15 protein-coding genes are annotated in these 19,834 nt (G+C 71.6%); 13 read left to right on the forward strand and 2 right to left on the reverse strand.

Going from position 1 to position 19,834, the window contains the following annotated elements:
* The first annotated feature begins 43 nt into the window (after positions 1–43).
* Positions 44–2,065, forward strand: coding sequence for a M3 family metallopeptidase (locus ACFWVC_RS02290; protein ID WP_384274440.1), 2,022 nt, complete (start codon positions 44–46; stop codon positions 2,063–2,065).
* Between the two features lie 56 nt (positions 2,066–2,121).
* On the opposite strand, the gene ACFWVC_RS02295 is transcribed toward ACFWVC_RS02290, so the two are convergent.
* The gene (locus ACFWVC_RS02295) at positions 2,122–2,481 is read right to left on the reverse strand and encodes an ArsR/SmtB family transcription factor (protein WP_384274445.1); all 360 of its coding nucleotides are present in this window, start codon (positions 2,479–2,481) and stop codon (positions 2,122–2,124) included.
* A gap of 18 nt (positions 2,482–2,499) precedes the next feature.
* Here ACFWVC_RS02295 and ACFWVC_RS02300 point away from each other — a divergent pair, with 18 nt between their 5' ends.
* Positions 2,500–3,558: a cation diffusion facilitator family transporter gene (locus ACFWVC_RS02300; protein WP_384274453.1), complete on the forward strand. Its 1,059-nt coding sequence runs from the start codon at positions 2,500–2,502 to the stop codon at positions 3,556–3,558.
* A 16-nt stretch (positions 3,559–3,574) separates the two neighbouring features.
* On the opposite strand, the gene ACFWVC_RS02305 is transcribed toward ACFWVC_RS02300, so the two are convergent.
* A complete protein-coding gene (locus ACFWVC_RS02305) occupies positions 3,575–4,000 on the reverse strand; it encodes a hypothetical protein (RefSeq protein ID WP_384274457.1) in 426 nt (141 codons plus the stop codon).
* A gap of 196 nt (positions 4,001–4,196) precedes the next feature.
* Between ACFWVC_RS02305 and ACFWVC_RS02310 the strand changes: the two genes are divergently transcribed.
* The 11 genes from ACFWVC_RS02310 to ACFWVC_RS02360 all read left to right on the forward strand — a co-directional run bounded on the left by ACFWVC_RS02310 (position 4,197) and on the right by ACFWVC_RS02360 (position 19,721).
* Positions 4,197–4,715, forward strand: coding sequence for an FxLYD domain-containing protein (locus tag ACFWVC_RS02310; protein ID WP_384274465.1), 519 nt, complete (start codon positions 4,197–4,199; stop codon positions 4,713–4,715).
* Between the two features lie 942 nt (positions 4,716–5,657).
* Positions 5,658–6,095 carry a hypothetical protein gene (locus ACFWVC_RS02315; RefSeq protein ID WP_384274470.1) on the forward strand — a complete coding sequence of 146 codons (438 nt, stop codon included), beginning with the start codon at positions 5,658–5,660 and terminating at the stop codon, positions 6,093–6,095.
* Positions 6,092–7,123: a phosphate ABC transporter permease subunit PstC gene (gene pstC / locus ACFWVC_RS02320; protein ID WP_384274476.1), complete on the forward strand. Its 1,032-nt coding sequence runs from the start codon at positions 6,092–6,094 to the stop codon at positions 7,121–7,123. Before ACFWVC_RS02315 ends, pstC begins: the two co-directional genes overlap by 4 nt.
* A 1-nt stretch (position 7,124) precedes the next feature.
* On the forward strand, positions 7,125–8,348 hold the full coding sequence (gene pstA, locus ACFWVC_RS02325) for a phosphate ABC transporter permease PstA (RefSeq protein ID WP_384274481.1): 1,224 nt from the start codon (positions 7,125–7,127) through the stop codon (positions 8,346–8,348).
* 98 nt (positions 8,349–8,446) lie between these two features.
* Positions 8,447–10,144 carry a phosphate ABC transporter substrate-binding protein PstS gene (locus ACFWVC_RS02330; protein WP_384274487.1) on the forward strand — a complete coding sequence of 566 codons (1,698 nt, stop codon included), beginning with the start codon at positions 8,447–8,449 and terminating at the stop codon, positions 10,142–10,144.
* Positions 10,141–12,690, forward strand: coding sequence for a hypothetical protein (locus ACFWVC_RS02335; RefSeq protein ID WP_384274495.1), 2,550 nt, complete (start codon positions 10,141–10,143; stop codon positions 12,688–12,690). Before ACFWVC_RS02330 ends, ACFWVC_RS02335 begins: the two co-directional genes overlap by 4 nt.
* Before the next feature lie 99 nt (positions 12,691–12,789).
* Positions 12,790–13,788: a hypothetical protein gene (locus tag ACFWVC_RS02340; RefSeq protein WP_384274503.1), complete on the forward strand. Its 999-nt coding sequence runs from the start codon at positions 12,790–12,792 to the stop codon at positions 13,786–13,788.
* Positions 13,789–13,871: 83 nt separating this feature from the next.
* Positions 13,872–15,446 (forward strand): Ig-like domain repeat protein, encoded by a 1,575-nt coding sequence (locus ACFWVC_RS02345; protein WP_384274509.1) that lies wholly within the window; start codon positions 13,872–13,874, stop codon positions 15,444–15,446.
* A gap of 132 nt (positions 15,447–15,578) precedes the next feature.
* Positions 15,579–17,462: a hypothetical protein gene (locus tag ACFWVC_RS02350; protein ID WP_384274514.1), complete on the forward strand. Its 1,884-nt coding sequence runs from the start codon at positions 15,579–15,581 to the stop codon at positions 17,460–17,462.
* Between the two features lie 46 nt (positions 17,463–17,508).
* Entirely contained in the window at positions 17,509–18,411 is a 903-nt protein-coding gene (locus ACFWVC_RS02355) for a hypothetical protein (protein ID WP_384274521.1), read from the forward strand.
* A gap of 14 nt (positions 18,412–18,425) precedes the next feature.
* A complete protein-coding gene (locus ACFWVC_RS02360; RefSeq protein WP_384274528.1) occupies positions 18,426–19,721 on the forward strand; it encodes an Ig-like domain-containing protein in 1,296 nt (431 codons plus the stop codon).
* Positions 19,722–19,834: the final 113 nt, after the last annotated feature.

Below are 19,834 nucleotides of genomic sequence, written 5' to 3' on the forward strand. Positions count from 1 at the left end.
AGGTCTCGTCCGCCCGGAATGCGGCAGGCGTAGGGTCGAGCGCGTGACCTCGACGAATCCCTTCCTCAGCCCGAGCACCCTCCCCTACGAGCTGCCGCCGTTCGCCGACATCCGGGACGAGCACTATCTTCCGGCCTTCGAGCAGGGCATGGCCGAGCAACTCGCCGAGGCGCGGGCCGTCGCCGCGGACCCGGAGCCGCCGGGCTTCGAGAACACGATCGTCGCCCTGGAGCGCTCCGGCGACCTGCTGGGCCGCGTCTCGAGCGTCTTCTTCAACCGCACCGCGGCCGACACCAGCAAGACCGTGCAGGAGATCGAGGCGCGCGTCAACACCGAGCTCGCCGCGCACGCCGACGCCATCCACCTCGACCCGGACCTCTTCGCGCGGGTCAAGGCGCTCCACGACACCCGGCACGAACTCGGCCTGGACGCGGAGTCTTTGCGGTTGCTGGAGCGGTACCACACCCGCTTCGTCCGCGCCGGGGCCGAACTCACCGCCGAGGGCCGCGAGCGGCTGCGCGAGCTGAACGGCGAGATCGCCGAGGCCTCGACCGCCTTCGAGCAGAACCTCTTCGCCGACACCAAGGGCGCCGCGATCGTCCTGGACAGCGCGGACGAACTCGCCGGCCTGTCCGCGGACGCCATCGCCTCGGCCGCGGCCAACGCCACCGCCCTCGGCCACGACGGCCGCTATGTGCTGAGCCTGAAGAACTTCTCCAACCAGACCGAACTGGCGTCCCTGGAGGACCGCGTCCTGCGCCGCCGGCTCCTGGAGGCATCCCTGGGCCGCGGCCTCACCAGCAACCGCGCCCTGGTGGTGAGGCTCGCCCGGCTGCGGGCCGATCGCGCCGCACTGCTGGGGTACCCCTCGCACGCCGCGTACGTCGTCGCCGACCAGACCGCGGGCAGCACCGAGGCGGTCACGACCCTGCTGGCCCGTCTCGTCCCGGCCGCCGTCGCCAACGCCGAGCGCGAGGCCGCCGCTCTGGCCGCCGCCTCCGGCCTGGCGGACTTCGCCGCATGGGACTGGTCGTACTGGTCGGAGAAGGTCCGCAAGGCCGATTACGACATCGACGCCGCCGAGATGCGTCCGTACTTCGAGCTCGACCGGGTGCTGAAGGACGGCGTCTTCCACGCCGCGGGCCAGGTCTACGGGCTGAGCTTCACCGAGCGCCCCGACCTGCGCGGCTACCACCCCGACGTACGGGTCTTCGAGGTCTCCGACGCCGACGGCACTCCGTTCGGCCTCTACCTCGGCGACTTCTTCGCCCGCGCCTCCAAGCGCGGCGGCGCCTGGATGAACAGCCTGGTCAAGCAGTCGCACCTGTTCGGCCGCAAGCCCGTGGTCGTCAACAACCTCAACATCACCAAGCCCGCCGCGGGGGAACCGGCGCTGCTCACCTTCGACGAGGTCCACACCCTCTTCCACGAGTTCGGCCACGCCCTGCACGGGCTGCTCTCCGACGTCCGGTACCCCTTCTTCTCCGGCACCGCCGTCCCGCGCGACTTCGTCGAATACCCCTCCCAGGTCAACGAGATGTGGGCGACCTGGCCGCAGGTGCTGGCCCACTACGCACACCACCACGAGACCGGCGAGCCGATGCCCGCGGACCTGGTGGCCCGCATGGAGGCCGCCGAGCGCTTCGGACAGGGCTACCGCACGGTGGAGTACCTGGCGGCGGCCGTGCTCGACTGGGCCTGGCACTCCATCCCGGCCGGCCACGACCCGGGCGACGCCGAGGAGTTCGAGGCGGCCGCGCTGAAGGAGGCGGGGCTCGCCCTGCCGGCGATCCCGCCGCGCTACCGCACCACCTACTTCGCGCACATCTTCGCCCACGGCTACAGCGCCGGTTACTACTCCTACATCTGGAGTGAGGTACTGGACGCCGACACCGTCGAGTGGTTCAAGGAGAACGGCGGCATGCGGCGGGAGAACGGCGACACCTTCCGGCGCGAACTGCTCTCGCGTGGCGGCAGCGTCGACTCGCTCGCGGCCTTCGAGGGCTTCCGGGGACGGGCTCCGGAGATCGGGCCGCTGCTGACCCGCCGCGGCCTGGCCGGCTGAGGAGGGTTCGGCCGAGGGGGCCCGGCCGAGGAGGAGCCGGCCGAGGCGCCGCCGGGTCAGTCGTGCGGCCGTGCCCCGCTGAGGCGGTGGTCGGCGAGGTTCAGTGCCTCGTCGACCACCCGGCGCAGATGCCCGTCGGCCAGCCCGTAGATCATGCGGCGGCCCTCCTTGCGCACGGTCACCAGTCCCGCCAGCCGCAGTTTCGCCAGGTGCTGGCTGACGGCCGGGCGGGCCGCACCGCACAGCCCGGTCAGCGTGCCGACGTCCGCCTCCTGGCGCCCCAGCGCGTGCAGCAGGCGGAGCCGGGTGCGGTCGGCGAGCAGCCCGAGCGTCTCGGCGGCGAGGGCGTACTGCTCGGCGCCCGGCTCTCGCGGGTGCGCATCCTGTGCAGGTGATAGGTGCATGCGTGCGCTCATACGCACATAATGGCAGGCATGGACGAGCACCGGCACCCCCACCCGCAGGACGGTCACGGCCAGGCGCACGACCACGGTCACGGCCATGACCACAACCGCAACCACGGCCACGGCCACACCCGCTCCCGCCGCCACTCCCACACCGCCACCGACAAGCTCGACCGCGCCCTCGAAGGCTCCGCCGAGGGCATCCGTACCCTGTGGATCTCCCTCGCGGTCCTCGGCGCCACCGCCGCCGCGCAGGCGGCCGTCGTCGTGCTGTCCGGATCGGTCGCCCTGCTCGGCGACACCGTGCACAACGCCGCCGACGCGCTGACCGCCCTCCCGCTGGGCCTGGCGTTCCTGCTCGGGCGCCGCGCCGCCACCCGGCGCTTCACCTACGGCTACGGCAGGGCCGAGGACCTGGCGGGGATCGTCATCATCGCCACGATCGCGGCGTCCGCCGTCGTCACCGGGTACCAGGCGGTCGACCGTCTGCTGGACCCGCGGGACGTCTCCCATCTGCCGGCCGTCGCCGCCGCGGGCCTCGCCGGATTCGCGGGCAACGAATGGGTGGCCCGCTACCGCATCCGCACCGGGCGCAGGATCGGTTCCGCCGCGCTCGTCGCGGACGGGCTGCACGCCCGCACCGACGGCTTCGCCTCGCTCGCCGTGCTGCTCGGCGCGGGCGGCGCGGCGCTCGGCTGGCGCGGGGCCGACCCGGTTGTCGGGCTGCTCATCGGCGCCGCCATCCTGCTCGTGCTCCGCGACGCGGCGCGCGAGGTGTTCGGCCGCCTCATGGACGCCGTCGACCCCGCGCTCGTCGACGCCGCCGAGCGTGCGCTGCGGGACCGGCCCGGTGTCCTGGACGTCGCCGAACTGCGGTTGCGCTGGATCGGCCACCGGCTGCGGGCGGAAGTCGCCGTCGTCATGGACGGTTCGCTCGACCTGCGAGCGGCCCACCAGGTCGCCGTGGACGCCGAGCACGCCCTGCTGCACGCCGTTCCCCGGCTGAGCGCCGCCCTCGTCCATCCCGATCCGGCCCCGGCGGCCGGCCTCCCCGATCCGCACGCCCGCCTGATCCATCACGGGGCTTGAGGAGCCGGCCGCCCGGTCAGCCCGGCCCCGTGCCGCGGTCGGCCGCCGCCTCCGCCGCCCTTCGGACCCGTTCGCGCAGCGCCCGCAGCCGGTCGGCGGGGGCGCCCAGTCCGTTGAGACTCAGGCGGGCGGCCTCCGTGCGGGTGTCGGCGTTGCCGGTGAAGGCCAGATTCAGCGCCTGACGCACCATCCAGTGGTCGTACGTCAGCAGCCGGACGGCCTCGTCGCGCACGTCCACCTGCTCCCGGCCGACGGGCAGCTCCCGCAGCCGCTGGGCGATGCCCTGGAGCAACGCCGCCTGCCGGCTGCCGTCACGGGCCACTTCCGCGGGTACCGGGCCCGGCTCGCCGCATGCCGCCACCAGGCGGTCGGCCTCCGGCTGGGCGGCCACCGCCTCGTCCAGGAGCGCGGCCAGCACCGCCAGTTGCTCGTACGAGGACATGGCTCCTCCGGTCGGGCGTCGCGCGGCCACGGGTCCCCAGTGTGCCTTGGGAAACGTCCGGCGGTGAGTTGGTGTGGACCAGGGGAATGATCTGTACCGGATCGGTCACGGCAACATCACGGACCGCTCGCATGTCTGCGCGGACCGTGAGGGTGGTGTCACGGTGTCCCCCACACTCAAGCCTCAGGGGGCTCCTGTGACACAGTCGTCGCACACGCAACCACCGGGTTCGCACCCGTCCCAAGGACCCGGCTGGGTCCAGCCGCCGAAGAAGCCGGGTGCCGGGAAGATACTCGGCTTCGGCATCGTCGCCATCCTCGTCGTGATAGCCGGCAGCGTCGCCTTCGCGCTCCACACCGGCGACGACGGGAAGTCCGGCGGAAACGCCCCGGCGGCGAGCACCTCCCCGACGCAGGACGCCATCGCGCAGGAGCAGTTCAAGGCCGACGTGAAAGTCACCTCCTGCGGGCTCGCGGACTTCACCAAGTCGCCCGACGCCGAGGTGACCATCACCAACCGCGGGAAGGGGGCCGCCGACTACCAGGTGCGCGTGGACTTCAGTGACGCGTCGGGGACGCGGATCGCCCAGGGCGTGGCGACGACCACGGGACTGGCCGCGGGGGAGTCCGCGGAGGAGAGCGCACAGGGATCCGAACCGGCGGTGGGCGAGATCACCTGCAAGGTGGTCGAAGTGGGCCGTACCCCGGCGAACTGACACGCCGCCGGAGGGAATGGCCAAGGCGGCCATTCTCGCCGGCCTTTTCGACGCCGGTGACTCCGTTTCGCATTGCGGACCCGCGGCCGGGAGCCGCGGGTATTCCGTCCGGATGGCGCGCCGGCGGTGTTTCGGCGCGCGCCGGATCATGCTCCGCGGCGCCGGATGGGACGGCTGACGGACCGGGCCGGGAAATGTGCCGGACCGCGGCGTGAACGCCTCGCGGCGGTCGGCGAACTGGCGAGAAACGTCCTCTGAACAGGTTCCGCATGCGCGCCGCGCGGCCGGTGCCTACTGGCGTGATCCCGCGCCTCTGGTCTCAACTGTCGTCCCCATGAGCACTGTTGACGACTGTTCTGATGCAAGTGCCGCTCGATGTCTACCGCTTCTGCGCGAGATCCCCTGCGCCATGCCGTGGCTGAAAGAGCGGAGCGTCACTGCGGCCTTGATCATCATCACCTTGCGTGGATCTGCACGTCTCGTTCATTTTCCATCCGTTCGGCGTTCGCTCGTCCTTGAACGCAACCCCCTCATGTGCCGCGACTGTCAGGACCGCTTGGGGATGTATTTCGGCCTGTTGCGCGAAACACAAAGGGGAGGGAGGTCGGCCCTATGGTCCGGCCGCGCGTTCTGTACATGTTGGCCCAGGGGGATGGCAGGTACCTGCCAGGGGCGCAGCATGTGCGTTCGGGGAATCCGGGAGACCCGGGCCTCTCCCCGGAGGGGTCACCGCGTACCGCGAGACCTGAAAGACCCGAAAGACCCGATAGACCCGATAGACCCGAAAGACCGGCAAGACCCGAGAGACAGGACCGGCCCGAGCGGCCGGAGCATTCCGAGGACCGCGCTGCCGCGGTCGGCTGGCGCCTGGTCGGCGCCAACAACCGTGAACTGGGCCGCAGCGCCCGCGTGTACGGTTCCCTGACCGAGTGTCAGGCCGCCGTGCTCCGGCTTCGCGAGCACATCGGGCAGGTCCGCGCGCAGCTGGCGATGGCCGATGCCGGCAGCGCCTGGACGTGGCGGGTCACGCTCGGCGGCAAGGACGTCGCCGTGTCCGGCCGTACCTACCAGCGCCAGCGTGAGTGCCAGCAGAACCTGGGCCTGTTCCTGGCGGCTGTCACGGTCGCGGAGATGACCGAGGGGACGGCCCACCGGCCGCGGCTGCGTGGTCTGCGTGCCGCAGCTCAGCCGGGGTCTACGCGAGAAGACTCCGACGACGCCCGTGACAGCCGTGACGCCCGTGACAGCCGTGACGCCCGTGACAGCCGTGACGCCCGTGACAGCCGTGACAGCCGCGACGCCCGCGACCGTCAGGTCGCCCGGGGTCCGCGGGACACCACGCCGCCCACCGGGCTGCGCGCCGGGGCGGGGATCCGATGACCCTCGCGATTCCCGGATTCGGGCGCCGGCCCGAGCCCCGTCCCGACCCGACGGACGACGCACCCCGTGACATCCGCGGCAGTGCCGAGCCCGCCGACCTCGCCTTCCGCACCGTGGCGCGGGGGAGCGGCGCCACGGTGCTCGTCATCATGCTGCTGGTCGGCGTCTTCCTCACCTACCGGGCGTGGCAGGCGCTCAGTGTCGCCGGCTTCTCGTTCCTCACCACGGCGGCCTGGGAGCCGGATTCCCATCACTTCGGCATCGCGGCCGTGCTCACCGGCACGGTGCTGATCGGCCTGACGGCGATCGCCTTCGCGCTGCCGCTGGCGGTGGGCACCGCGCTGTACATCTCCGAGTACGCGCCGCGCCGCTTGCGGCGCACGCTCATCAGCCTCGTGGACCTCATGGCGGCCGTGCCGAGCGTGGTGTACGGCCTGTGGGGGGCCTTCTTCCTCCAGGCCCACGTCGTCGGACTGTCCCGGTGGCTGGCCACGTACTTCGGCTGGATCCCGATCTTCAAGGTGCGGACCAAGCTCGAAGACCCGCTGGCTTCGGCCACGGTCTTCACGTCCTCCACCTTCATCGCCGGGATGGTCGTGGCGCTGATGGTGACGCCGATCGCCTGCTCGGTGATGCGGGAGGCCTTCTCCCAGGCACCCGTGGGCGAGCGGGAGGGCGCGTACGCGCTCGGCGCGACCAAATGGGGCATGGTGCGCACCGTCGTCCTGCCCTTCGGGCTCGGCGGCATCATCGGCGGCACGATGCTCGGCCTCGGCCGGGCCCTGGGCGAGACGATCGCGGTGTACATGATCATCTCCCCGGTCTTCGCCATTCAGCCGCACATCCTGCAGAACGGCGCCAACTCCGTCTCGGCGCTGATCGCCCTGCGCTACGGCTCGGCGAGCACCTTCGGCATGTCGGCCCTCATGGCCGCCGGCCTGGCCCTGTTCCTCATGACGCTGGTCGTCAACTTCATCGCCTCCTCGATCGTGGCGCGCAGTCGCTCCGGCGCGGGGGTGGAGGCCTGAGATGAGCGACCTCCTCACCAAGGAGCGGACGGCCCCGGCCGCTCGCTCCGACGAGCCCGCCGAGATCCGGCGCAACACCTCCGGCGTGCATCTGACCGACCTGCTGGCGCTGGCCGGAGCGCTCGTCGGCGCGGTGGCCCTGACCTCGCTGCTGTTCTTCTGGGTCGCCCCCTTCGATTCCCTTCTGGGTTTCGTGGCCGTCACGTACGTGTGCTTCCTCGCCCTGTACGCCGTGCTCGTCTCCTTCGACCAGAACGCCGCGGCGGTACGGGACCGGGTGGCGGCGGTGGTGTGGCAGAGCCTGGCCCTGCTGCTCCTGGCCGCGCTGGTCTTCGTGGTCTGCTACACCCTGTGGCGCGGCCACCGGGCCCTGGTGCACCCGAAGTTCTTCACCGAGGACCTGTCCGAAACCGGTCCGCTCGAGCCGCTCACCCAGGGCGGTGTGCTGCACGCCATCGTCGGCACCCTGGAGCAGATCACGATCGCCCTGGCCATCACGGTGCCGCTCGGCCTTGCCTGCGCGGTGTTCCTCAACGAGGTGCCGGGCGGTTACGCGCGCTTCGTGCGGACCATCGTGGAGGCGATGACGGCCCTGCCCTCGATCGTCGCCGGCCTGTTCATCTACGCCACCGTCATCCTCATCCTCGGCCTGGAGAAGTCCGGCTTCGCCGCCGCGCTCGCGCTGAGCGTGATGATGCTCCCGATCATCATCCGCGCCGCCGACGTGGTCATCCGGCTGGTGCCGAGCTCGCTGCGCGAGGCGTCGTACGCGCTCGGGGCCGGCCAGTGGCGCACGGTGTGGACCGTGGTGCTGCCGACCGCGCGGTCCGGCCTCACCACCGCGGTGATCCTCGGCACCGCCCGCGGTATCGGCGAGACCTCGCCGGTGCTGCTGACCGCCGGGTTCACCGCCAGCCTCAACACCAACCCGCTGAAGGACGCGCAGATCTCGCTGCCGCTGGCGACCTTCTCGCTCGTCGGGTCGCCCCAGCCGAACCTGATCGCCCGCGGATTCGGTGCCGCGGCGCTGCTGATGGCCCTGGTCGTCTTCCTCTTCGTCCTGGCCCGCGCCATCGGCGGCCGCGGCCCGGGTGAGCTGAGCCGCGGTCAGCAGCACCGGCGCGTGCTGGCCTCCCAGCGGGACGTGGCGCGCATGAGTGCCCGCCGGCCGCCGGCCCCGGAGCCCGCCGCCGCTCCCACCGATCCCGATGCGGCCGACTTGTGACACCCCGCCGCCCAGACCGCACCACCCGTACCGATCAGGAGCCGCCCGTCATGTCCGGAGCCCGTCCGGCACCGCCCGCACGTTCCCGTTCCCGAGCCGTGAGACTCCTCGCGCTGCTGGCCGCCCTGCTGTTCACGGCCGTGCTGCCGACGCCCGACAACGCCGCCGCCGTGACGTACGTCCCGATCTCGGGCGCCGGATCCACCTGGAGCCAGAACGCGCTCGACCAGTGGCGGGCCAACGTCAAGCAGTACGGCATGACGGTGAACTACAACGGCACCGGCTCCTCGGACGGCCGCAACCAGTACCGCAACGGCACGGTGGACTACGGCGTCTCCGAGATCCCCTACGGCATCAAGGACTCCGGCGTCGTCGACCCGCCGCCCTCGCGCAAGTACGCCTACATGCCCATCGTGGCGGGCGGCACCTCCTTCATGTACAACCTCAAGATCGGTGGCCGCCGGGTCACCAATCTGCGGCTGTCCGGCGACGTCATCACCAAGATCTTCACCGGGGTCATCAAGACCTGGAACGACCCGGCGATCAAGGCCGACAACCCCGCGCTGGCCAGGGCCCTTCCCGCGCTCCCCGTCGTCCCGGTGGTCCGCTCCGACGGATCCGGCACCACGGCGCAGTTCACGACCTGGATGGCCAAGCGGTACGGCTCGCTGTGGGACGACTACTGCCGCAAGGCCGGCCGCAGCACCCCCTGCGGGCAGACCTCCAACTTCCCCCTGGTGCCCGGCAGCCGTTTCGTCGCCCAGGCGGGCTCCAACGGAGTCTCCGGCTACGTCGCCCAGGGGGGCAACGTCGGCACGATCACCTATGTCGAGTACTCGTACGCCGTGTACACCACCGGCTTCCCGGTGGTGAAGGTGCTCAACGCGGCGGGCTACTACGTCGAGCCGAAGGCCACCAACGTCGCGGTGGCACTGCTTCAGGCGCAGATCAACCCGGACCTCACGCAGAGACTCGACCAGGTCTACACCGATGGCGACCGGCGCACCTATCCGCTGTCGAGCTACAGCTACATGATCATTCCGACCGGGATCGAGTACAAGTTCAACGCCCAGAAGGGCAAGACGCTCGGGGCCTTCGCGTACTACTTCCTCTGCCAGGGCCAGCAGAGCGTCGCCGACCTCGGCTACTCGCCGCTGCCGATCAACCTCGTCAAGGCCGGTCTGAAGCAGGTCCGCAAGATCCCCGGCGTCAGCGTCGAGTCGATCGACATCAAGAATTGCCACAATCCCACCTTCTCCACCAACGGCACCAACACCCTCGCCAAGACCGCCCCGTACCCGCCCGCTTGTGACAAGAAGGGCGCGACGCAGTGCGCCACCGGCACCGGCGGCGCGAAGACCCCGACCAACGTCGGCGGTTCCGGTGGCTCCGGCGGATCGGGTGGCACGAGCGGCAGCGGTGGTGGAAGCGGCTCCGGTGGCTCCGGCGGCTCCGGCGGCAGTGGCAGCTCCGGTGGCACGGGCGGCAGTGGCGGCAGTGGTGGCAGCGGGGGCACGTCCGGCACCGGCGGCGGTGACACGGGCGGCGCCGGCGGCGCGACGGGCGGCGGCAGCGCCTCGCCCTCGCGCGACCCGGACACCGGTCAGGTGATCGACAACGGCGCGGCCGCGGCCGACGGCGGCAACGGCGCGTATCCGATGCCCGTGACGACCGCGAGCGACATCGGTAACGGGACGCAGACGACCCTGATGGTCCTGGCCGCGGTGCTGCTGCTGGCCCTCACCATCGTGCCGCCGCTGCTCAACTCCCGCCTCGGCCGCAAGGGGCGGTCATGACCGCCTTCCGCCGGCCGCTGGCCGGTCTGCTCGCGGTGCTCGCCCTGGCGCTCACCGGGGCCGCGGCCCCGGCCTCCGTCCCGATGGCGGCCGCGGGGTCCGGGTCGCAGGTGACGGTCTCCGGCCATGACGCCTTCGCCGACCTCAAGGTGACGGTCAGCCAGACCAAGGACCTCGTCAACCAGGTGGTCAAGGTCTCCTGGACGGGCGCCACCCCGACGATCTCGGACACCAACTACGCGGCCGACTACCTGCAGATCATGCAGTGCTGGGGCGACGCGTCCACCGGGCCGGACCCCGAGCAGTGCCAGTTCGGCGGCTCCTCCGCGCTCGGCGCCGGGACGGGCAACCAGACCGCCGGCGCGTACACCAACACCCGCCAGCTCAACTACGGCGCGCTGCTCAAGGACCCCGATCAGCAGATGCCACCGCCGACCGAGTCGGGCAACTACTACGTTCCCTTCCACTCGGTGACCGGCGATCCGAGCCTGCCCGGGAACTGGAACGATTTCTACGACGTCAGCACCTCGAACGAGATTCCCTACGCCCGCAGCGGCCCGAGCGGCACGGGCGAGGTCTTCTTCGAGACCCAGACCGCGCTGGAGGCCCCCGGCCTCGGCTGCGGCGAAGTCCCCGAAGGCCACACCGCCGCCACCGGCCGCAGCTGCTGGCTGGTCGTCGTGCCGCGCGGCGAGACCGAGGTGGACGGCAGCGGGTACCTCGCCCAGTCCAGCGGCCTGCTGCAGTCCTCGCCGCTCAGCGCGACCAACTGGAAGCAGCGCATCGTCGTCCCGCTGAAGTTCGAGTCGATCGGCAACTTCTGCCCCATCGGCGCCGACGAGCGCGGCACGCTCGGCGGCGAGGCCGTCGCCGAGGCGATCGTGCGCTGGCAGCCCACGCTGTGCCAGAGCGGCTCCAAGACCATCTACGGCTACGCGCAGATCACCGATGACACGGCCCGCGCCAAGCTGGTGTCCGGCAAGCCCGGCATGGTCTTCCTCAACCGTCCGCCGACCGGCGACCAGGTCCCCGCGGACCAGCGGCCGGTCTACGCGCCGGTGGCCCTGTCGGGGCTGACCTTCGGCTACTTCATCGAGAGCCAGGCGGGCACCAGTGCCCCCGCGGAAGTCAAGGCCCGCAACGGAACCCGGCTCACCTCGCTGAATCTCACCCCCCGGCTGGTCGCCAAACTCCTCACCGAGTCCTACCAGAACGGCAACTCCCGCCTGGCGGAGAGCACCAAGAACAACCCCGTCAACCTGGCCGTCGACCCGGAGTTCCAGAAGTACAACCCTGACTACGCCGACCTCGACTTCGTCAGCGCGCTCGGCGACGCCCTCGTGGCCGAGCCGCTCTCCGACGCCACGTGGCAGTTGTGGAACTGGGTGGAGCAGGACCCGGCCGCCCGGGAGTTCCTGGACGGCACCGCCGACAACACCGGCGCCCACGGCGAACCGGGCTTCTCCGGGATGACCGTCAACCCGCACTACAAGGGGATCAAGTTGCCCATCAGCGACTTCCCCAAGAGCGACCCCTTCTGCCAGGAGTTCGCCGACCACCCGGACAACCCCCTGTGCATCCAGGACAAGCACCCTTACGCCACCGACATGCACGCCGGCGCCCGCGCCGCCGCGCGCGGCGACACCCTGGCCCGCACGACCTGGGACGGGACCACCCACCCGCCCGCCTACAAGAAGGACTTCCCGCAGTCCACGGGTCAGCGGGCCGTCCTCGCGGTGACCGACACCGCGACCGCGCACCGCTACGGGCTGGTGACCGCCGCCCTGCAGAACGCCGCGGGCCGATTCGTGGCGCCGACCACCGAGTCCCTCCTGGCGGCGCAGAAGGCGATGAAGCCCAGCAGTGTCACCGGCGTGCTGGAGAACGACCCGGCCTCCAAGGACCCGGCGGCCTACCCGATCCCGCTGCTCAACTACGCGGCCACCGTGCCCGAGAAGCTCGGGAAGGCGGAAGGCCGGGAGTACGCCGAACTGCTGCGGTACGCGGCCGGTTCGGGCCAGCGCCCGGGTGTCTCCGCCGGCACGCTGCCGGACGGCTACGCTCCGCTGCCGCAGGCCCTGCGTTCCCAGACCCTGAAGGTGGCCTCCGAGATCGTCTCCAGGTCGGGCGCCACGACCCCCGATCCCGACCCCGGCAGCGGTACCGGCGGGAGCACGGGCGGCAACGGCGGGAGCGGGGGCACATCCGGGTCCGGCGGCGGTGACGGCGGCGGTGACGGCGGCGCCGGCGTGCCGGGAACCCCCGTGGACAGCGCCACTCCGTCCGCTTCGCCGGCGCCCTCGGCGCCCGCCGCGCCCTCCGGCGCGCCTCCCTCGGTCGCTCCGGTGGCCGCCGGCAGTCCGCTGCCGCCCACACCCGACTGGGCGCTCGGCGCTACGCGCTTCGCCCTCCTGATCGCCCTCGTGGCCGGCCTTGTCGCGGCCGTCTGCGGCCCCCTGCTGCCGAGATTGGCACCGAGGGCCGCGACCGGTGTCCGGGCCCTGCTCACGAGGGGTGGCCCGAACCCGCCCCAAGGAAAGGGGTGATGCCCGCACTCAACTCATCGACAGGTCCGCGCCAACGAACTGTCTGAACCATCGCGCCGGGCATCACCCGGCACAAGCCTAGCCGAGAGGTAATGTCAAGTGAACATCCGAAAGATCGTCGTCGCGGCCATCGGTGCCGCCGGCCTTCTCACCGGCACCATCTGCGGCAGTGTCGCCGTTGCCGACCCGTCCGGCTCGCCGGCCTTCCGCCAGCTGTCCGGTGTGGGCTCCGACACCACCCAGGACGTGATGAACGGCATCGCCAACGCCGTCACCATCAACGGTGTCAAGGTCATCGGCTCGTACAACGCCACCGGCACCGCGAACATCACGACCAAGGACCCCGCCACGACCCCGGGCTGCACCCTTCCCCGCCCGAACGGTTCCGGCGCCGGCCGCTCCACCCTGCTGACCTCGCTGCAGGCCGGCAACGGCTGCCTGGACTTCGCGCGCTCCTCCAGCCTCACGCTGACCGCCGCGAACCCGGGTCTGACCTACGTGCCGTTCGCCGTGGACGGTGTGAGCTACGCGATCACCCCCAGCAGCACCGTGCCGCGCAAGCTCGGCCTGGCCGACCTCAAGGCGATCTACCACTGTGACAAGGACTTCGTGGGCACCGCCCCGAACTTCAAGCTGACGGCGCTCCTGCCGCAGGCGGGTTCGGGCACCCGTTCCTTCTGGGAGTCCCAGGTCGGCATCACCGAGGCCGACGTGGTCGCCGGCGTCTACCCCTGCATCAAGGACACCAAGGCCGGCGCCCCGGTGCAGGAGCACGACGGTCGTGTGCTCGACGACAAGTCGATCGTTCCGTTCTCCATCGCCCAGTACAACTCGCAGTCGTCGCAGACCGTCGCCGACCTGCGCGGCCGGGCGATCCTGGGCACCATCGACGGGCTCGCCCCGACCGTGCTCAACACCAACTTCGGTGTGAAGCGCGACGTCTACAACGTCATCCCGACCAGCAAGATCGGCACGGCGCCCTGGAGCACCGTGTTCGTCGGGTCGAACTCGCTCGTCTGCCAGCAGACCAGCGTGATCAACACCTACGGCTTCGCGGCCAACGCGAACTGCGGTGACACCAGCAAGCAGACCCCCTGACGCGGTCGCTTCTCATCCCCCCATGGATGTCCGAACCATCGCTTTCGCCACTTTCTCATCCTTCCCAGAGGGAGAGCACGACTGTGTTGAAGAACAAGATCTCGCGAGCCCTGGCGGGCGGTCTCGCGGGCACGGTGGCCGTGCTGACGGCCGGGCTGCTGGTAGCCCCCGCGGCGCACGCCGAAGAGATAGGTAGCCTCACGGCCGCGCCCGCGCGCGGCTTCGACACCCAGAGCATGAGCTTCATCACCAACGGTTCCTGCCCGGAGCCGGCCACCAACATCATCATGTCGGTGAAGGGCGAGGGCTTCCCCGCCGAGGGCCAGAACGTCGTCGGCAACTCCGAGGTCGCCATCTACCCGACGACGCCCGAGGGCGGCTTCGAGGTGCCTCTGACCGAGACGATGCGCGACTACGCCAACGAGGCGGGCTTCAGCACGCTTCAGGGCGAGTACTCCTTCACCGTCACCTGCCGCAAGCCCTTCGGTGACACGACCTACGGTGACTTCACCGGGTCGATCTGGTTCACGTCCAACACGACGTACCAGAGCACCGACCCGGACGTGAAGACGGACACGACCACCGCGCTGGCGGTCTCCCCGTCCAGCCCGGCCACCGCCGGCACCCCGGTCACCCTGACCGCGACCGTCGGCCCGGCCGGCGTGGCGGGCGAGGTGCAGTTCAAGGACAACGGCGCCGCCCTCGGCACCCCGAAGTCCGTGACGGGCGGCACCGCGACCCTCACCACGAGCAACCTGTCCTCGGGCAGCCACTCGCTGACGGCCGAGTTCACCCCGTCGGACACGGCCTACGCCGCGTCGCACTCCTCGGCGGTCGACTACCAGGTGAACGCCGCCCCGGCGACGTCCACCACCACCTCGCTGGCGGTCTCCCCGTCCGGCACGGCGCCGCAGTTCAGCCCGGTCAAGCTGAGCGCCACGGTGGCGCCCGCCGCCGCGGCCGGCTCGGTGAAGTTCCAGGACACCGTGGGCGGCACCACCTCCACGCTGGCCACGGTGCCGGTCAACGGTGGCGAGGCCTCCTTCACCACCAGCAGCCTGCCCAAGGGCGACCACGCCTTCTCGGCGACCTTCGTCCCGGCCGACACGGCGGACTACCTCGGTTCGGACTCCGGCGCGATCCCCTACGTGATCGGTGCCTTCAGCGGTGTCTCCGCCTCCGAGGACATCACCACCACCGTCGAGTCCGGTGCGCTGGTCATCAGCGTGGACAACCCGCACGTCACGCTGCCGTCGCCGGTGCTCAACGCCGACGGTGACCTGCTCGCCACCGCGGGCAAGATCAACCCGGTCACGCTGACCGACACCCGCGCCGGCAACCCGGGCTGGTCCGCCAGCGGCCAGGTGACCGACTTCTCCGACGGCGGCACCCACGCCATCAACGGCCAGAACCTCGGCTGGACCCCGAACGTCATCGACCACTCCCCGGCGCAGTCCGTGACGGCCGGTTCCGCGGTCGACCCGGCGCACGGTGCCTCTCCCGAGGACGCGGGTACGGCGGGTCTGAAGTCCTCCCGCTCGCTGGCGATCGGCACCGGTCTCGGCACGGCGCACTTCGGGGCGGACCTCGCCCTGAACGCTCCGACCTCGACCGTGGCCGGCACCTACACCGCGACCCTCACCCTGACGGCCATCTGAGCTGGCAGATGGTCATGGGGCGGTGCCGCCCCCCGGGGCCGCCCCCGGGCCGGGACGGGCAGCGATGCCCGTCCCGGCCTCCGGCCGCCCTCACTCCTCCCGTACTGCCCGCGCCCGAACGGACGACCTGACATGATCACTCGTTCCGCCCGCCGGCTGGCCGCCGTCCTGGCCGCCTGCCTCCTCGCCGTCCTCCCGGCCGCCGAAGCCGCTTCGGCCGCCCCCGCACAGCCGTCCCACGCACGGCCGGCCGCGGACCCCCACGGGCGCACCACCTTCGGCGTCCAGCCTTCGTCCGCGAAGAAGCCCGACGCCCGGCCGAACTTCTCGTACGGCGTGACCCCGGGCGCCGCCGTGCGCGACCACATCGCCGTGTGGAACTACGGCAACGATCCGCTCACGGTGAGCGTGTACGCCGCCGACGCCATCAACACCGCCGAGGGCGGCTTCGACCTGCTCGCGGGCGGCGCCAAGTCCAAGGACGCCGGATCGTGGGTGAAGATCGGCAAGACCCGGGTGACCATTCCGCGCCGCTCGCGGGTCATCGTCCCCTTCACCCTGACCGTCCCGGCCACCGTGACCCCCGGCGACCACGTCGCCGGCATCGTCGCGTCGCTGGCGGGGGTCCGCACCGACAAGAAGGGCGACCGGGTCAAGGTCGACCAGCGGGTCGGCGCCCGTGTCTACGTACGCGTGGCCGGCGAGCTCAAGCCGCAGCTGACCGTGGAGGGCGTGCACACCAGCTACCACGGCACGGCCAACCCCTTCGGGACCGGCTCCGCCACCGTCACGTACACCGTGCGCAACATCGGGAACGTGCGGCTGGGTGCCCGTCAGATCGTGCGGGTCCGCGACCTGTTCGGCGGCACCGCCAAGATCTCCGGCGTGCACGACATGGCGGAGCTGCTGCCCGGTACCTCGCTGCGGTTCACCGCCAAGGCCACCGGCGTCCTGCCCACGGTGCGCGGCACCGCGACCGTGCAGATCGACCCGGTCTCCGTGCGCGGCGACATCAAGCACCCCATCCTGCCCCGCGTGACCCGCACCCAGGGCTTCTGGGCCGTGCCGTGGATCTGGGCGGCCGTCGTGCTGGCCGTCGCCGGCACCGTCCTGGTCGCCTGGATCCGCCGCCGGCGCCGCCGCCGTCCGGGCCCGACCGCCGCGGTGCGGGGTCCCGTCAGCACCAAGTCCGGCAAGACCAAGCGGACGCCCACGGCGAAGGCCGCCGCGCCGGTGGCCATGGTGCTGGCCGCGATGGTGAGCTGGGCGGGCGCCCCGAGCGCCGCCGCGGCCGCGCCCGGCGGCCTCACGGTCACGCCGGCCCGCGGCGTCGCCACACAGCCGATCACGCTCACCGCGGCCGCCCCCTGCCCGGCGGCCGCCACGTACGTCATCGTCCGGGTGCACGGAGCCGGCTTCCCCAAGGACGGCCAGAACGTCGTCGGCAACGCCCCGCTCACCACGTACCCGCAGGGGCCCGGCGGCGGCCTGGCGATCCCGCTCACGTTCACCATGCAGGACTACGCCGCCACGGCCGGCTTCCGCGCCCTGCACGGCACTTACACCTTCACGGCGACCTGCCTCAAGGCGCCCTTCGACGAGAAGGGCCTGCGGGACTTCACCGGGTCGGTGCGCTTCGTCTCCAGGGACACCTACCGCGACGGCACGCAGGCCAAGCCCGAGAACCCCGCCGCGGGCACGCCCGGCGGCGGCCAGGAGGTGCAGGGCATGCAGGGCGGCACGGGCCAGGGCGGACCGTCGGCCCCCGCCGCCCCCGCCGGCCAGAGCACGGGCGCGCCGAGCGGCGCGCCGGCCGGCTCCGCGGTGTCGAACGCTCAGGGCGGCACCTCCGACGCCCCTCTGGTCGCCGCGGCGGACACATCCGGCTCGCACTCCGCGCTCGTCGCCTGGTCGCTCGCGGGCTTCGTCGTCGCCTTCCTGGTGGTCGCCGCCGGTGCGACCCAGTGGGCGCGCGGCCGCAAGGGCCGCGCCGCCCGCGCCGGTTCGGACGACTGAGCGCCTGTCACCACATCGGAAGCTCTACGCAAGAGGAGAGAAGATCGTGCCGATCAGAAGCCTGTCCCGGACGGCAGCGGCCGGCCTCGGGGCCCTGGTACTCGCCGGGGGCGCTGTGGGCCTGCTGGGCGCCACCACCGCCCACGCCGAGGTCCTGGGAACGATGACGGTGACCCCGGCCACCGGGTCCGACACCGCGCTCATGTCCCTGAAGACCGACGGCCTGTGCCCGGAGGCCGCGACCAACATCATCCTTTGGGTGAAGGGCGCCGGCTTCCCCGCCGAGGGCCAGAACCTCGTGGGCAACTCGCCGATAGACATCTACAACCCGACGTCCGAGGGCTTCGAGGTGCCCCTGAGCGAGACGATGCGCGATTACGCCAACGAGGCGGGCATCACGACGCTGCAGGGTCGCTACGACTTCTTTGTGACCTGCCGCAGGCCCTTCGGCGACACCACCTACGGCGACTTCACCGCGCCGATCTGGTTCACCTCCAACACCACGTACCAGGCCAACGACCCGGCCGGTCCGAGCACGACGCCCAGCACGACCCCGAGCACCACGCCGAGCACGACGCCCAGCACGACGCCGACCACCACGCCGACGGACACGGCGACTCCGACCGACACCTCGGAGCCGACCGACACCCCGGAGCCCACGGACACCGGCGAGCCCACCGACACCGGCGAGCCGACCGACACCACCACCCCGACCGACGGCTCCGCGGACGGCGGTTCCACGGACGGGGGTTCCGCGGACGGCGGCACCGAGGGCATCTCCACCGACGTGAGCGGCGGCGGTTCGGGCGGCGGCGCCCTCGCGGCCACCGGCGCCAACGCGGCCATTCTCGGCGGCACCGCCGCCGCCCTGGTCGCGGCCGGATTCGCCGCGGTGCGGATCGCGCGCCGGCGCGGACTGCTCACCTTCCACGACACCCCGAACGACTGAGGCCGGAGACGACCATGATGTCCACCACCGCACGCCGCTGCCTGTCGGCCGGTGTCGCCACCCTGCTCGCCGCGGGCGCGCTCGTCCTCGGCACCTCGGGTGCCGGCGCCGAGGTCCTGGGAACGATGACGGTGACCCCGGCCACCGGGTCCGACACCGCTCTCATGTCCGTGAAGACCCACGGCCTCTGCCCGGAGCCCGCGACCAACATCATCCTTTGGGTGAAGGGCGCCGGTTTCCCCGCAGAGGGCCAGAACCTCGTGGGCAACTCGCCGATAGACATCTACAACCCGACGTCCGAGGGCTTCGAGGTGCCCCTGAGCGAGACGATGCGCGACTACGCCAACGAGGCGGGCATCACGACGCTGCAGGGCCGCTACGACTTCACCGTGACCTGCCGCAGGCCCTTCGGCGAAACCACCTACGGCGACTTCACCGCGCCGATCTGGTTCACCTCCAACACCACGTACCAGAGCACCCCGCCCCAGGCCGCCACCACGACCACCCTGGCCGCCTCCCCGGCGAGCCCGGTCGTCGAGGGCTCCGCCGTGAAGCTGACCGCCACCGTCGCCCCGGCCGGGGCCGCCGGTTCCGTCCGCTTCCTCGACGGCGCGACGCAGATCGGCTCTCCGGTCACCGTGGCGTCCGGCACGGCGTCCCTGAGCACCAGCGCCCTCAAGGCGGGCACCCACTCGCTGAAGGCCGCCTTCACCCCCGCCGACACGGTGGCGTACGGGCCGTCCACCTCGGCGGCCCTGTCCTACACCGTCAAGATCAAGCCCCCGACGGTCGTGACGGCCCCCAAGGTGACCGGCACCGTCAAGGTCGCCTCGACCGTCACCTGCTCCGTGACCTTCGGCGGCGCCACCTCGGTGACCTACGCGTGGCTGAAGGACGGCAAGACGGTCTCCGGCAAGACCGCCAAGACCCTGGGCCTGACCTCCACGGACTACAAGCACAAGATCTCCTGCCGTCCGACCGGGGCCAACAGCACGGGCAAGACCACGGCCACCAGCCCCGCGCTGACCGTGGGCGTCGGCCCGGCCCTCAAGAACGTCACCAAGCCCTCGGTCTCCGGCACCGCCAAGGTCGGCAAGCGCGTCACCGCCAAGGTCGGCACCTGGAAGCCGTCGGGCACCTCCTACAGCTACGTCTGGCGGCGTGACGGCCACACCATCAAGGGCGCCACGCACTCGTCGTACGTCCTGACCAAGTCCGACCGCAAGCACCTGATCTCCGTCCTGGTCACCGCGAAGCGGTCCGGTTACGGCAACGGCAGCACCGTCTCCAAGGCGGTGAGAGTGGGATGACCCCACCCGGCACCCCGGCCCCGGGGGGCGGCCGCCGCGGCCCCCCCCCCCCCCCCCCCCCCGGCGGGGTGAAAAAAAAAAAAACCCCCCCAAACCCCACAAAAGAAGAGAGA

The sequence above is a fragment of the Streptomyces sp. NPDC058691 genome (assembly GCF_042714775.1).
Taxonomy (GTDB): domain Bacteria; phylum Actinomycetota; class Actinomycetes; order Streptomycetales; family Streptomycetaceae; genus Actinacidiphila.

Excerpts from the sequence above, each read along its gene's own strand:
- ACFWVC_RS02360 (WP_384274528.1), top strand. The coding sequence starts at position 18,426 with ATGATGTCCACCACCGCACGCCGCTGCCTGTCGGCCGGTGTCGCCACC.
- ACFWVC_RS02335 (WP_384274495.1), top strand. The coding sequence starts at position 10,141 with ATGACCGCCTTCCGCCGGCCGCTGGCCGGTCTGCTCGCGGTGCTCGCC.
- ACFWVC_RS02295 (WP_384274445.1), bottom strand. The coding sequence starts at position 2,481 with ATGAGCGCACGCATGCACCTATCACCTGCACAGGATGCGCACCCGCGA.
- ACFWVC_RS02350 (WP_384274514.1), top strand. The coding sequence starts at position 15,579 with ATGATCACTCGTTCCGCCCGCCGGCTGGCCGCCGTCCTGGCCGCCTGC.
- ACFWVC_RS02300 (WP_384274453.1), top strand. The coding sequence starts at position 2,500 with ATGGACGAGCACCGGCACCCCCACCCGCAGGACGGTCACGGCCAGGCG.
- pstC (WP_384274476.1), top strand. The coding sequence starts at position 6,092 with ATGACCCTCGCGATTCCCGGATTCGGGCGCCGGCCCGAGCCCCGTCCC.
- ACFWVC_RS02305 (WP_384274457.1), bottom strand. The coding sequence starts at position 4,000 with ATGTCCTCGTACGAGCAACTGGCGGTGCTGGCCGCGCTCCTGGACGAG.
- pstA (WP_384274481.1), top strand. The coding sequence starts at position 7,125 with ATGAGCGACCTCCTCACCAAGGAGCGGACGGCCCCGGCCGCTCGCTCC.